This window comes from Micromonospora sp. NPDC048843, assembly GCF_040649965.1.
Taxonomy (GTDB): Bacteria; Actinomycetota; Actinomycetes; order Mycobacteriales; family Micromonosporaceae; genus Micromonospora; species Micromonospora hortensis.
This window is the reverse complement of sequence record NZ_JBEZGJ010000192.1, coordinates 1-13034: the sequence shown is the minus strand read 5'-3', so window position 1 is coordinate 13034 and position 13034 is coordinate 1. Positions and strand designations below refer to the sequence as shown.

Sequence of the window (13034 nt, the reverse complement as noted above, 5' to 3'; positions counted from 1 at the left end):
AGCAGTGTCGCGCCGGCGGCGGAGAGTCGAGTCTTCATGGCCTTCCTCAGGGAGGACCCCCGGTGCCCGACAGGGGTGGGGACGTACAGGGGAAGTCGACCCGGAGGTGCTGCTCGGCCAGCAGCGGCCAACGCCTGCCGGCACGCCGGACGGGGTGGACGACATCCGGGCCGCCCTCGCCCGCTACGGCACCCCACAGGCTCCGCAGAAGACGGACGAGCTGAGAAGGCAGGTCGGGTACGCCTGGTTGAGCTACCAGCATGCGCACTACGGGCAGTTGGTGCGGGTGTTGCCGGGTCTGCTTCACGCCGTCCAGGGGGCGCGGTCACCGGAGTTGCTGGTGCAGGCGTACCGGATCACCTCGTCGTTGCTGGTGAAGCTCGGCGAGGCCGACCTCGGGTGGCTGGCCGCCGACCGGGCGATGTCCGCCGCCCGCGAAGACCCGAGCCTGGCGGCAACGGCAGCCATCTCGGTAGGCCAAGCGCTCCGCGCGCAAGACCGAGCCCATCTGGCCCTGGCCGCGCTGCTCCCCGCCGCCAACCGCGTCCTTCCACCCTCATCCCACTCCGGTGATCAAGAGGTTAGCGGGACCTTTGGAGATCAAACCGTCCCCAAACCTCTTGATCAGCAAGGTCAGCGCGGTAGCCGAGGTCAGGGCGACCGCCCGGAGTGGGCGGTGGGCGGGACGCTGCTGCTTCAGGCGGCATTGGCCGCCGCAGGTTGCGGCGAGCACCGCCAAGCCGACGAGCTGGTAGACCGGGCCGCGGGGATCGCCGCCAGCCTGAGGGGGTACGACGATCCGCACCGCACCAACTTCGGGCCGATCGCCGTCGAGCTGGCCCGTGTTCTCGTGGCGGCGCAACGGGGTGATGCCGTCGAGGCGCTACGACGGCACTCGACCGTCGTGCGGCGGGAGGGGTGGCGGCGGTTGCCGGCCGAGTATCGGGGCGCGTACCTGGTCGACGTCGCGCGGGCGTACCTCCAGGTGGGTGACCTGCGCGGCGCGGCTCGCGCGCTCGTCGACGCGGACAGCGTCGCGCCGGCTGAGGTTCGGTGTCGGCCTTTGGCGCGTACCGTGATCGCCGATGTTGCCCGCGCGCAGCCGGCGCCGGCCGGCGTGGCGCGACTGGCCACGTTGGTCGGCCTCACCCGCTGACGGACGCGCGTCGGCGCAGGCCGTAGGCCGGGTGGACGGTGTGTAACGGCAGGGTCAGTGCTCCCAGAGGTCCTCGGTGCGGAAGTACCTGGCGGTGAACGCCTCTTCCAGGGAGCCGGTGTCGGACTCATCTGTCCACCAACCCGGCCAGACGTCGACACCGGAAGGCGCGCTGATGGCCGTCAGGACGGTGGAGCACCGGTGGCAGCGCCGAGGTGCCGAGTCCCGGAACCGCCCCCCGCAGTCGCATCGCCGTAGCCGTGCTTCAAGTGCCGTCATCAGCGTGGGGTAGGTCCTGTCCTGCGAAGGGAGCGCGTCGGCGATGGCCCTGAACGTCTTGTCGTAGTAACTGACATCCACCCGCATCGGGCAGCTGTCGCAGTAGAGGAAGTAGCAGTCCAGCAGTGGCGAGTGGTCGAGGCGGTAAAGGCGTTCGTGGCACTCCGGACAGGCAACTTCCTCGCCGTTCAGCCAGTTGTCGTCGTCTTCGTCCGGTTGGCTCACCGGTTGATCATCCCATGGGTGTGACGCACAGGCGCGTCGGCGATTCGCGTTTCGGCCCGGGTGGCGCCGGTCCGCTGTGAGACTGGGCGAGTGCCGGCACGGTCGGTGCATCGGCCCTGGCCGACTCGACTTGGCGAGGTGGTGAAGATGCCCAACGACAACGAGATTCGTCCGTTCCGGCTCGACACATCTGAGGACACGATCGCCGACCTGCGTCGCCGGATCGCGGCCACCCGCTGGCCCACCCGTGAGTTGGTCACCGATCGCTCCCAGGGGGTGCAGCTGGCGACGATCCAGGAGTTGGCCCGCTACTGGATCACCGATTACGACTGGCGTGCGTGCGAGACGACGCTGAATTCGCTGCCGCAGTACACGACGAACATCGACGGCGTCGAGATTCACTTCATCCACGTGCGATCGCAGCACGAGGGCGCCCTGCCGCTGATCATGACGCATGGCTGGCCGGGCTCGGTCGTCGAGCTGCTCGGGGCCGTCGGCCCGCTGACCGACCCGACGGCGCACGGCGGCACGCCCGAGGACGCGTTCCACCTGGTGCTGCCGTCGTTGCCGGGCTACGGCTTCTCCGGCGAGCCGACCGAGCCTGGCTGGAATTCGGCGCGGATGGCGCAGGCGTGGGCGAAACTCATGGACCGCCTCGGGTATTCGCGCTACGTCGCACAGGGCGGCGACGTCGGCGCGGCCGTCACGGACGCCATGGGGCGTCAAGCACCCGAGGGGCTGCTCGGCATCCACGTCAACCTGCTCGCCGGGGCGGTCGGCATCAAGGACAAGTTGCCGGCGAATTCCGAGCAGGAACGCGCCGCGCTCGACGCGCTCACGCTGTTCTCGATGGACGGTTTCGGCTACTTCCTGGAGCAGTCCACCCGGCCGCAGACGATCGGCTATTCGCTGCTGGACTCGCCTGTCGGGATGGCGGCCTGGATGCTCGACCACGACACGGACAGCTACTACAAGATCTCCCGCGCTTTCCTCGACGGTGATCCGGCCGGCGGTCTCACCCGGGACAGCATCCTCGACAACATCACGCTGTACTGGTTGACGGGCACCGGTGCTTCGTCCGCCCGGTGGTACTGGGAGCAGGGGCGGTTTCAAGCAGCGGCCCAGACGGCCGGTCAGGCTCCGCCGCCGGTCACGGTGCCGGTCGGCTTCACCACGTTCCCCGGCGAGATCTGGCCCGCTCCGCGTAGCTGGGCCGAGGCGGTCTACCCCGGCATCGCGTACTTCAACGAGGCCGACCGCGGCGGGCACTTCGCGGCGTGGGAGGAGCCGGAACTCTTCTCCGCCGAGGTGCGGGCCGCGTTCCGGCCGCTGCGGAAAGCCTGACGGCTCATCCGTTGACGGACAAGCGCCGACGCACGTCGTCTGCCGGGTTGATGGTGCGCACCGGGTCGGGTACCGGCCCTCGGGGCTGCCACTCGCGGGGGTAGCCGAGGGAGACCTCCTCGAAACGCACCCCGTCGTGGAACGTGGTGCGGGGGATGTGCAGATGCCCGTAGACCACTGTGGCCGCGTCGAAGCGCAGGTGCCAGTCGCTGGTGCGGACGGTGCCGCACCACTGGGCGAAGACCGGGTACCGCAGGACGTCGGTGGGTTCCCGCACCAGCGGATAGTGGTTGACCAGCACCGTCGGCAGCGCCCTGTCGCGTTCGGCCAGCCGGCGTTCGGTCTCGGTGACCCGGGCCGCGCACCACGCCTCCCGACTCGGGTACGGGTCGGGGTGCAGCAGCGCCTCGTCGGTGCACACCACACCGGCCGCGTACGCCAGGGCCAGCGACTCCTCCTGGGTGCGTGCCTCGGGCACCCGGAACGTGTAGTCGTAGAGCACGAAGAGCGGCGCGATGGTGGCCGGGCCACCGTCGCCGTCCCACACCGGGTACGGGTCCTCCGGGGTGAGCACCCCCAGCCGCCGGCACATCCGGACCAGCTCGCGGTAGCGCTCCTCACCGCGCAACGTGACCGGGTCCCGTGGTGGTGTCCACAGTTCGTGGTTGCCCGGCGCCCAGACGACCCGCGCGAACCGACTGCTCAGCAGCCCGAGTGCCCACTCGATGTCGGCGAACCGGTCGGCGACGTCGCCGGCGACGAGCAGCCAGTCGCCGTCGTTGTCCGGGTGCAGATCCTGCACGAACGCGCGGTTCTGCGGGTGCCCGACGTGCAGGTCGCTGACGGCCCGCAGCCGGGGCGGAAGTTTCACCCTCCGAGGTTAGGACGGCACGGGCGCGTCACGGAACCTCTGCGGCCTGCCGTTCGGGCCGATCTGACGGTCGCATATCCGGCGACCCGACGGGAAAGCGCGGGGCGTCCGACAGCCCGAGACCGGAGCAGGAGACAAACATGCCTTTCATTACCGTGGGTACGGAAAACTCCGCGCCCATCGACCTGTACTACGAGGATCACGGTTCCGGTAAGCCGGTCGTGCTGATCGCAGGGTTCCCGTTCAACGGGGCGACCTTCGAGAAGGCGACCAACGCGCTCCTCAACGCCGGATACCGGACGATCACCTACGATCGACGCGGTTACGGCAACTCCGCCCAGCCGGCGTTCGGGTACGACTACAACACCTTCGCCGCGGACCTGGACGTGTTGATGACCGAGCTGGACCTGAAGGAAGCGACCCTCATCGGTCACTCGATGGGCACCGGCGAGGTCGTTCGCTACCTGGCCAACTACGGCTCCCAGCGAGTGAGTCGCGGTGTTCTGCTCAGCCCGCTGCAACCCATGCTGGCCAAGGCGAAGGACAACCCGGAGGGCGTCGACACGAGCCTCTTCAAGGGCTTCCAGGACGCCATCATCAAGGACCGCTACGCGTACCTGACCCAGTTCTGCGACGCGTTCTTCAACTACAGCGAGAACAAGGGCAAGCTGGTCAGTGAGGACGCGTATCGGGGGCACTGGCAGATCGGCGCGATGGCCTCGGCCAGGGCCACCCACGACAGCGTGACCGCCTGGCAGGAGGACTTCCGTCAGGACCTGCCGAAGATCGACGTACCGATCTTGATCATGCAGGGCGACAAGGACAACGTGCTGCCCTACCCGGTGACCGGTCAGCGGCTCGGGCCGATGATGCCGACCGCCAATCTGATCACGATGAAGGGCGCGCCGCACGGCATTCCGTGGACCCACGCCGACGAGGTCAACAAGGCAATCATGGACTTCATGAAGCAGCCCGCCAAGGCTCGCGCCTGACCCGTACCGGTAGCCGATCGGACGCCCGCGCCGTGAGGCGCCGCGACACCCGGCCCACGGTTCGCACCGGGGCCGGGTGTCGTCGTCGGTCAGGCCCGGCGGGCCACCACCGCGCCGTTGGCGCCCGGCGCGTCGAACGGCACGATACGCACGTCGACGAAGCCGGCGTCGGTGAGCCAGGCCGCGTACTCGGCACCCGAGTAGTTCCGGCCGCCCTCGGTCTCGACAAGCATGTTCATCCCCATCAGGGCCGCCTCCGGCGGCCCGGTGCGGTCGTCGTTGAGCAGCAGTTCGCAGACGACGATCGCCCCGCCGGGCGGCAACGCCTCATGGCACCGGGCCAGCAACGCCCGGTTGGTCGGCTCGTCCCAGTCGTGCAGGATCATGCTGAGCAGGATGACGTCGTGCCCGTCCGGCAGCGCCGGGTCGGCGAGGAAATCACCGGCCACCGCGTCGATCCGCCCGGTCAGGCCGGCCTCCGCGATCCGCTCCCGGGCCCGCACGCAGACGTGCGGCAGGTCCAGGACGGTCGCCCGCAGCTCGGGCAGGCGTCGGCAGAACTCGATCGGGAACGCGCCCGCACCGCCGCCCACGTCGAGCAACCGCCGGTGCGCGGAGAAGTCGTACGCGTCGGCCAGCGCGCTGGCGGTGAAGCTGGACGTGGAGAACATCGCGTCCCAGAACTGCGCCAGCATCTGCGGGTCCTCGGTGTCGAACATCGACTGTTGGGACTCCGGGTCCCAGGTCAGCGGTCGATCCGTGCGCAGGGCCTCGCCGATGCGATGCCAGGGCAGGTAGGTGCGCAGGTCCGAGTAGCGGACCTGCGCCCCGAAGTAGTACGGGCGACCCTCGACCAGGAACTGCTCGGCCAACTCGGAGTTGCGGTAACCGTCGCCGGCCTTCTCCAACAGGCCGAGTGACGCACTGGCGGCCAGCAGCAGGTCCGCGGGCCGGTCGGGTAGCCCGAACTCGGCGGCGGCCTGCTCGACGGTCATCGTCCGCCCGCCGGCGAGCCGAGTGAACAGACCGAGTTCAACGCCGGCCGCGAGGGTCTTGAACCCCCACACACCGGCCACCAGACGCATGAGGGGAGTCGGGGTGATCACCCCGACATGAGATCACACATCACACGTTTCCACGATGGATGGTCACGCCCGGATCAGCGTCACCAACCCCGCGGCAACCAGCACCCCGGCCCAGAGTCGGTCCACGTTGAACCAGGCCCGACGCAGGACACCGACCCCGAACACCTGGTAGACCAGCAGCGCCACCGCCAGGGCGACGCCGAGCATGGCCACCGTGTGCACCCCGGCCGCCGCGAGGCCGGACAGCGCACCCACCGGCGCGGCGGCCAGGTGCCCGGAGTGACCCCCGGGCACCGGCTCGACCACCAGCACCGGCAACAGCATCAACCCCGCGCCGTGCGCCGACGACATCAGGAACGACCAGGCGGCGAGCTGCGCCGCCGACAGCCGCATTCCCGCCCAGCGGAAGTGCCGCTCGGAGAGCAGCCGCCACAGCCCGAAGGCCACCAGCACCACACCACCGACCACCGCGAGGGCGCTGCTCGCCGTCACCGAGCGGGTCGCGGCGACCAGCGCGGCGACGATGGCCACCGAGGCGAGATGCCCCGCGGCGATCGGCGGCAGGGCGCGCAGCAACGCCCACCGACTGCGCTCCTGTAGGCCCCGGGCCACAGCGAACAACCAACCCATCGCCGGGTTCAGACCATGGAACGCGCCGAGCGCGGCGAGCGTCGCCACTGTCGTGACGGTCACGGATAGCAGTACGAGTCGGAGGAGGCGTCCCCGCCCTGCAACCGGGTCTGGTGCACCCGCAGGCCCCGGAACTCGTCCCCGTGCGGAAAGAACCGCTCATCCGGGGTGAGCCCGCCGGCGTCCACGTCGACGTCGAGCTTGGCCAGCCAGGCGCCGACACCGTCGGGGTAGAACTGGTCGTCCCACGCGCCGTAGAGCGAATTGCTGACGTAGACCCGCCGGCCGTCCCGGCTGACCTCCACCATCTGCGGGCCACCGGCCAACGCCTCGTCCGGTGCTGACGGGTGCGCGGTCCGGCGGACGATCCCGCCGAGGTGCACCGAGCCCGTCTGCACCGGGTGCAGCGGATCGCTGACGTCGTACTGGCGCAGCTCGCCCGTGCCCCAGCAGGAGACGTAGAGGAACCTGTCGTCGACCGACAGGTCGATGTCGGTCACCAGCGGCGGCACCGCCCCGAACGGCTTGAGCAGGTCGGGCAGGTCCGCCGCATCGGCCGGCTCGGCCGGGATGTCGATGACCTTGGTGACCGCCCAGGCGTCCCCGTCGCGGTGCCAGAGCCAGATCGAGGCGGACAGGTCCTCGACGCTGATCACCACGCCGACGAACCCGTACGACTTCGTCGGGTCGTGCGCCGGCCGCAGCTCCAGCGGCATCTGGTACTGGTCGCCGAGATCGACCCGTTGGACGTGCCGGCGTTTCGCCAGATCCCAGAAGTGGATGGCGTGCCCGTAGCGTCGGCCCAGCAGCAACTCACCGATGATCCCGTCCTCGATCATCGACGGGGTGCCCCACTCGCTGGTGACAAGCACGTCCTGGGTCAGGTGCCACCACACGTCGTACGCCAGGAACTGCGGCCCCCGGTCGGCCTCCCACGCCCCGCGGACCTCGAACGTGGTGTGGTCGAGGATGGCGATGCCACCCGGGCCCTCCGCGCCGTCCGCGCCGCCGAGAGCGGAGAGGTAGATGCCGTCCGGGCCGCAGTGCACTGTGTGCGGCCGCGAGTAGCCGGCCCGCTTCGCCAACTCCTCCGCCCCGATCACCTTGACGATCTGCGGCTGGCGCGGATCGGGCTGGGTGTCGAGCACGTGGATGCGCGACGACCGCAGGCCGGGCACGATCAGGTAGCGCCGCTCGACGTGCGGGTGCGGGGCGGTCGGGCAGAGCGCGCTGCTGCACGCGTTCCAGCCGAAGTGGTGCAGCTCGTCACCAACGTACGGCAGGTCGGTCCAGCCGACGACCCGGCCGTAGTCGGGGGAGTCGGGGTCGGTGTCCAGCACCACTATGGCGTCCGGACGGGTGGCCGTCCGGTCGAAGGCCGCCACGTAGGCGAGCTTCTCCGCCGGTGCGGTCACCGCCTCGCGGGGCGAGGGGTAGAACGTCGGGTCGGGGGTCCAGCGGGTCATCACAGCTCCGCTCGTCAGGTGGTGGGAACGCCGAGTCGGTCGAGCAGGTGGCGGCGCAGCGCGCCGAAGGCCGGGTCATCCGGCGTACGGGTCGGGCCGAGGTCGACGGGCAACTCCGCGGCGATGCGCCCCTCGTCGAGGAGCAGGATCCGGTCGGCGAGCAGCAGCGCCTCCTCCACGTCGTGGGTGACCAGCAGGGCGGCGAAGCCGTGCTCGGCGCGCAGCCGGCGCAGCAGGATCTGCATCCGCAGTCGGGTCAGCGCGTCCAGGGCGCCGAACGGCTCGTCGAGCAGCAGCAGGTCCGGTTCGCGGACCAGGGCCCGCGCCACTGCCACCCGCTGTGCCTGCCCACCGGACAACTCGGCCGGCCAGGCGCGATCCCGCTCGGCCAGACCGACCTCGGCCAGCGCCCGCCGGATCCGCCCCGGGCCGTCCGCGCCGGACAGGCCCAGCCCCACGTTCTCCGCCACGCGTTTCCACGGCAGCAACCGGTGCTCCTGGAAGACCACGGCTGCGGTGCCGTGCACGACGCTCGTCCCGCCGGCCTCGCCGTCCAACCCGGCGAGAATCCGCAGCAGCGTGCTCTTGCCGGAACCGCTGCCGCCCAGCAGGGCCACCACCTCACCGCGGGCGATGGTCAGGTCGACCCCGGCCAGCACTACCGTCGGCCCGAACGCTCGGCGCACCGCGTGGGCGGAGAGCACCGGCTCGGTGCCGTTCAGGTGGCCCGCAGTCCGCGACGCCATGTCAACATCCTCCTCTCCAGGACGCGTAGCGCACTATCGGATATCAGCCCGAGTAGGGCGTAGACGAGCAGGCCGAGCACCACCACGTCGGTCTGGCTGAACTCCCGCGCCTCCATCATCAGAAAGCCGATCCCGGTCTGGGCGTTCACCTGTTCGCCGACGACCAGGCTGAGCCAGGCCGCCCCGATCGCCAGCCGTAGGCCGAGGAACAGGGACGGCAGCGCGCCGGGCAGCACCACGTGCCGCAGTCGGGCGGCCTGCCCCAGACCACAGGTACGCGCCGCCTCCACCAGCCGTTCGTCGATGTCCCGGATGCCGGCGTAGGTGTTGAAGTAGATGGGGAAGAACGCGCCCAGAGCCACCAGGCTGATCTTGAGTGATTCGCCGATGCCGACCCAGATGATCAGCAACGGGACCAGCCCGAGGTGCGGCAACATCCGGGCCATCTGCACCGGCGGGTCGACCAGGTCGTCACCGAGCCGCAGCAGCCCGGCCACGGTGCCCAGGACCAAGGCCAGGAGACCGCCGATCAGCAGACCCGCCCCGGCCCGGGTGAGGGAGTCCAGCAGGTGGATGCCGAGTGTCCCGTCCCGGCTCAGCCGCCAGCCGGTGGCCAGGACGTCGCTGGGCGCGGGCAGCTTCTCGGCCGCCAGCAGCCCGGTCCGTGCGGCCAATTCCCACCCCAGGACCAACACCAGCGGGCTCACCACCCGCCGCCAGCGTCGGGCCGGCCGCTGACGACGGGGTACGACAGGCACCGCCGCCACGACCTCGTCGGGCACCTCGACGAGGCTGGTACGACTCACTGGAACACCTCGTTGAACCGGCCGTCGACCCGGGATCGGAGGTCGACCGGCCCCGGGATGAGTTCCAGGGCGATGAAGCTGTCGGTGATCGCCTGCAGTTCGTCGCCGATGGCCGGGGTGACCGGGGCGAGGGGCCTGGCGCTGCGGGCCAGGGCGCGGCTGGTGACGTCCTGCGGGATCTTCAACTCCGGCGCGAGGGTGCTGGCTCGCTCCTCGGGGTTGGCGATACCCCAGTCGGTCACCTCGCGGTAGCGCTGGAGGAACGCGCGGATGTCGTCCGTCCGCTTGTCGAGCGCCCGGGGCGTGGCCAGGACGTACTCGCGGTTGCTGGCCAGGCCGGTCGCGTCGGCGAGCACCTGGACCCCCGGCTGCTCGGCCAGGGCGAAGTACGGGTCCCAGATCACCCAGGCGTCGATTTGGCCGCCGTCGAAGGCGGGCCGCCCCTCGGCGGGCCTGAGGTACTTGACCTGGATGTCCTTCAACGTCATGTTGTGCGCCTCCAGCAGGCGCACCAGCAGCCAGTGCACGTTGGACCCCTTGTTGAGTGCCAACGTCTTGCCCTTGAGGTCGGCGAAGCTGCGGTAGCCCCGGTCGGCCTTGACCAGCACGGCCTCACCCTGCGGAATCGGCGCCGAGGTGCCGATGACGGAGAACGGGATCCTCCCGGCGGCGGCGAAGACGGGCGGCGCCTCGCCGACCTGTCCGATGTCGATGGAGCCGGCCTTGAGCGCCTCGGTGAGCGCGGGGCCGCTCTCGAACAGCGACCACTCCACATCCGGTGCGGCGCCGCGCGCCTTGACCAGGCTCAGTCCGCCGAAACGCTGGTAGCCGATCCGGAGCTTGTTCTTGGTGCCGCCCGCATCGGCGGACCCGCCGCACGCGCTCACCGCGACAGTGGCGAGCAGGGCCACTGTGGTGAGCACGGCCGTCATGAGGCGGCGATGCGGGGGACGGCTCGTCGACGGGGTGGGCATGGCGGCTCCTCGGGTCGGGCAAACGGGGGCGGCGGCGCATCGACAGGTGTCGGCGTCGGCAGTAGCCTACTAACCCGATAGGTTTTATGGGTAGGCTGTCGGCGGGATCGTCCCACCCCTCAGGAGGTGCCCGCCTCGCCTCGCGCGCCGACCACCCCCCGCTGGAGGAAAGAGCCCCGATGACCCTCACCTTCCACTGGTTCCTGCCCACAAACGGCGACAGCCGGGACATCGTCAGCGGCCGAGCAACTCGGCTTCGTCGGTGCGCTCACCCCGACCGGCGCCTGGTGCGAGGATGCTTGGCTCAGCACCGCGATGCTCACCGAGGTGACCGAACGACTCAAGTTCCTGGTCGCCTTCCGGCCAAGCCGCCGACGCCGGGCGGGAGCTGCGCTTCGGCATCCGGTTGCACGTCATCGCGCGCGACACCACCGAGCAGGCCTGGTCGCAGGCCCAGCGTCTACTCGACGGGGTCTCCGAGGCCGACATCCGGGCCGTGCAGGAGGGTCTGCGCCGCAGCGAGTCCGAGGGGCAGCGCCGCATGCTCGACCTGCACGGTGGCTCCCGCGACGGCCTGGAGATCGCCCCCAACCTGTGGGCGGGGTCGGGCTGGTCCGCGGCGGGGCCGGCACCGCGCTGGTGGGCAGCCACGCCGAGGTCGCCGACCGGATCGCGGAATACCACTCGCTCGGCATCGACGAGTTCATCCTCTCCGGCTATCCGCACCTGGAGGAGGCGTACTGGTTCGGTGAGGGAGTGCTGCCGATCCTGCGCGACCGAGGGCTGTGGCGGCACCCCGACGGTCAGCCCGGGGCCGGCGACCACGTCGACGTCCCGTTCGCCGGCGCGCCAGCGCCGCAGCCCGTCGGATCCCGCTGACCGGCTGTCACCGGCTAACCGGCGATTGTCCAAGCCACCAGTGCCGGCAGGGTCAGTAGGTAGGCGCTGCCGCAGACCCGGAACGCGCTGTCCGTGGCTCGGCCGGACAGTCCACGACGGCCGGTGAGCACCTCCAGCGGAGTGGTGCCCTCGTTGTCGCCACCGTCCTCGAAGGTCAACGCAGACACCAGGAGCAGAACGTCGGCCGCGATGAGAAGGGGCCACGCAGACGGTGGCGCGGAGAATCCGGCGTAGATCAGCGGCCCTAGCACGATCGCGGGCACGATGCCGAGCGAGAAAGCGCTCACGACGGTCGCGATGATGGCATACCAGCCGAACGTCGTCAGTCGCAGAAGCACAGCCAGTCCGACGACCGTGACCTGAACTACACCCATTGACACCGCACTGACCCTTCTACGACCGCATCGCGCACCGCGAGCTGGTCAAACCTGACCCGCGTACTCGTCGGCGCGGCGTCCCCGCTGGTCTGCACCGTCAGAGTGGCTGTAGGGCTGGGCGTGTCCTCGACGATGACCACGTCCGTCACACCTGCCGGCAGGTCGGCAGGCCATCCGGCATCGTCGGTCGGGTCGCTGGTCAGGAGGCGCGCGGCACGTCCCTTCAGGCCCGTGTCGGTAGCCCGCACCGGCCGCCACGCCATCAACGCCGGCCTGGTCGGCTGGTTGACGGGCACACGCGAAGGCGCAGCCGTGCTCGGTGGTGCCCAGCTGCCGTCCGGCTGCTGGCGGCGCCTGGGCCGGTCACTGACCGATCCACATGTGCAGGAGGTCTTCCTTGTCCACGACGCGGCGCTCGGAGAGCTCGGCGAGCAGCTCCAGATGAACGGGTCCGTCGAAGATCTCGGCCTGGTCGGGGCGCAGCGCCCCGCCGAGACCCAGGGCCGGGACAAAGCCATAGATGGTGTCGGGGCCTACCGGACCACGCAGTGCGAGTACCCGATCGAACAACGGCTTCCTGTCGGCGCCGTGAAGGTCGACGCTGCGGCGATCCTGGGACATCAACAGCGCGTAGAGCCGGTCGTCGCGGCGATCGTCCGACATCGCGCGGCCCGCCCGATCCGTGTGGACCACCCACCCGTACTGCGCGGTGATCGTCAACCGTGAGCCTGTCTGCTGCCCCCACACCTGTACATCGCCGAACGCGCTGCGGCTCACGGCAATCCATCGTTCTTCTTCCGGTAGGGCAAGGCCGTTGGTCCACGCGTCGACCGCCGGCTGCCACACCTCGGGATCACACAACCAGAACGATCCGTTACCGAAGCCGGCGAATCCGTACGTACGCCAACACGCCAGCAGTAGATCAGGCACGACACCTTCGAACTGAGCCAGGCGATCAGCGTGGACCGGAGCGGAACAGGTTGAAGGTCCCCAAATACCAGCCAATTCCGCTACGTCATCGACCATCGGCCTGCCTGCCCCTCGTGCCGCTAATCTGCCGCCAAGCTAGCCGGGCCGCATCTGGCAACTCGCCAAGGTACACCCACAGGACCGCGGGGGGGGGGGGGGCGCCCCCCCCCCCCCCCCCCCCCCCCCCCCCCCCCCCCCCCCCCCCCCCCCCCCC

General features: G+C 70.2%; 13 protein-coding genes and 1 pseudogene. 4 read left to right on the top strand and 10 right to left on the bottom strand.

Features of this window, described 5'->3' with window-relative positions; genetic code table 11:
- Positions 1–154 precede the first annotated feature (154 nt).
- The gene (locus AB0C20_RS30890) at positions 155–1156 is read left to right on the top strand and encodes an XRE family transcriptional regulator (protein ID WP_357569292.1); all 1002 of its coding nucleotides are present in this window, start codon (positions 155–157) and stop codon (positions 1154–1156) included.
- Between the two features lie 54 nt (positions 1157–1210).
- Here the strand turns inward: AB0C20_RS30890 and AB0C20_RS30885 are convergent, their stop codons facing one another.
- On the bottom strand, positions 1211–1660 hold the full coding sequence (locus AB0C20_RS30885) for a hypothetical protein (protein ID WP_357569291.1): 450 nt from the start codon (positions 1658–1660) through the stop codon (positions 1211–1213).
- Between the two features lie 147 nt (positions 1661–1807).
- On the opposite strand from AB0C20_RS30885, the gene AB0C20_RS30880 reads away from it, so the two are divergent.
- The gene (locus tag AB0C20_RS30880) at positions 1808–3004 is read left to right on the top strand and encodes an epoxide hydrolase family protein (RefSeq protein ID WP_357569290.1); all 1197 of its coding nucleotides are present in this window, start codon (positions 1808–1810) and stop codon (positions 3002–3004) included.
- Positions 3005–3008: 4 nt separating this feature from the next.
- Here AB0C20_RS30880 and AB0C20_RS30875 read toward each other — a convergent pair whose 3' ends face one another.
- Positions 3009–3875 carry a metallophosphoesterase gene (locus AB0C20_RS30875; protein WP_357569289.1) on the bottom strand — a complete coding sequence of 289 codons (867 nt, stop codon included), beginning with the start codon at positions 3873–3875 and terminating at the stop codon, positions 3009–3011.
- Between the two features lie 140 nt (positions 3876–4015).
- Between AB0C20_RS30875 and AB0C20_RS30870 the strand changes: the two genes are divergently transcribed.
- The gene (locus AB0C20_RS30870) at positions 4016–4867 is read left to right on the top strand and encodes an alpha/beta hydrolase (RefSeq protein ID WP_238681479.1); all 852 of its coding nucleotides are present in this window, start codon (positions 4016–4018) and stop codon (positions 4865–4867) included.
- An 89-nt stretch (positions 4868–4956) separates the two neighbouring features.
- Here the strand turns inward: AB0C20_RS30870 and AB0C20_RS30865 are convergent, their stop codons facing one another.
- From AB0C20_RS30865 to AB0C20_RS30840, 6 genes are read right to left on the bottom strand one after another with little or no spacing between them, the layout of a single operon-like run.
- Entirely contained in the window at positions 4957–5973 is a 1017-nt protein-coding gene (locus tag AB0C20_RS30865; RefSeq protein WP_357180409.1) for a methyltransferase, read from the bottom strand.
- Between the two features lie 42 nt (positions 5974–6015).
- The gene (locus AB0C20_RS30860) at positions 6016–6645 is read right to left on the bottom strand and encodes a hypothetical protein (RefSeq protein ID WP_357180413.1); all 630 of its coding nucleotides are present in this window, start codon (positions 6643–6645) and stop codon (positions 6016–6018) included.
- A complete protein-coding gene (locus tag AB0C20_RS30855) occupies positions 6642–8048 on the bottom strand; it encodes a selenium-binding family protein (protein ID WP_357569288.1) in 1407 nt (468 codons plus the stop codon). The genes AB0C20_RS30860 and AB0C20_RS30855 overlap by 4 nt, the downstream gene beginning before the upstream one ends.
- Before the next feature lie 14 nt (positions 8049–8062).
- On the bottom strand, positions 8063–8794 hold the full coding sequence (locus AB0C20_RS30850) for an ABC transporter ATP-binding protein (RefSeq protein WP_357569287.1): 732 nt from the start codon (positions 8792–8794) through the stop codon (positions 8063–8065).
- Positions 8767–9600: an ABC transporter permease gene (locus tag AB0C20_RS30845; protein WP_357180422.1), complete on the bottom strand. Its 834-nt coding sequence runs from the start codon at positions 9598–9600 to the stop codon at positions 8767–8769. The genes AB0C20_RS30850 and AB0C20_RS30845 overlap by 28 nt, the downstream gene beginning before the upstream one ends.
- Complete coding sequence (locus tag AB0C20_RS30840) at positions 9597–10532, bottom strand: aliphatic sulfonate ABC transporter substrate-binding protein (protein WP_357569286.1); 936 nt, start codon at positions 10530–10532, stop codon at positions 9597–9599. Before AB0C20_RS30840 ends, AB0C20_RS30845 begins: the two co-directional genes overlap by 4 nt.
- Positions 10533–10753: 221 nt before the next feature.
- Here AB0C20_RS30840 and AB0C20_RS30835 point away from each other — a divergent pair.
- Positions 10754–11453, top strand: a pseudogene (locus AB0C20_RS30835) (LLM class flavin-dependent oxidoreductase).
- A gap of 14 nt (positions 11454–11467) precedes the next feature.
- Here the strand turns inward: AB0C20_RS30835 and AB0C20_RS30830 are convergent.
- Entirely contained in the window at positions 11468–11812 is a 345-nt protein-coding gene (locus AB0C20_RS30830; protein ID WP_357180427.1) for a hypothetical protein, read from the bottom strand.
- Positions 11813–12214: 402 nt separating this feature from the next.
- Positions 12215–12877: a GAD-like domain-containing protein gene (locus tag AB0C20_RS30825; RefSeq protein WP_357180429.1), complete on the bottom strand. Its 663-nt coding sequence runs from the start codon at positions 12875–12877 to the stop codon at positions 12215–12217.
- Positions 12878–13034 lie beyond the last annotated feature (157 nt).

What these genes read in the sequence shown, in the direction of transcription:
- AB0C20_RS30880 (WP_357569290.1), top strand. Translation starts at nt 1,808, where the DNA reads ATGCCCAACGACAACGAGATTCGTCCGTTCCGGCTCGACACATCTGAG.
- AB0C20_RS30870 (WP_238681479.1), top strand. Translation starts at nt 4,016, where the DNA reads ATGCCTTTCATTACCGTGGGTACGGAAAACTCCGCGCCCATCGACCTG.
- AB0C20_RS30855 (WP_357569288.1), bottom strand. Translation starts at nt 8,048, where the DNA reads ATGACCCGCTGGACCCCCGACCCGACGTTCTACCCCTCGCCCCGCGAG.
- AB0C20_RS30850 (WP_357569287.1), bottom strand. Translation starts at nt 8,794, where the DNA reads ATGGCGTCGCGGACTGCGGGCCACCTGAACGGCACCGAGCCGGTGCTC.
- AB0C20_RS30840 (WP_357569286.1), bottom strand. Translation starts at nt 10,532, where the DNA reads ATGACGGCCGTGCTCACCACAGTGGCCCTGCTCGCCACTGTCGCGGTG.
- AB0C20_RS30825 (WP_357180429.1), bottom strand. Translation starts at nt 12,877, where the DNA reads ATGGTCGATGACGTAGCGGAATTGGCTGGTATTTGGGGACCTTCAACC.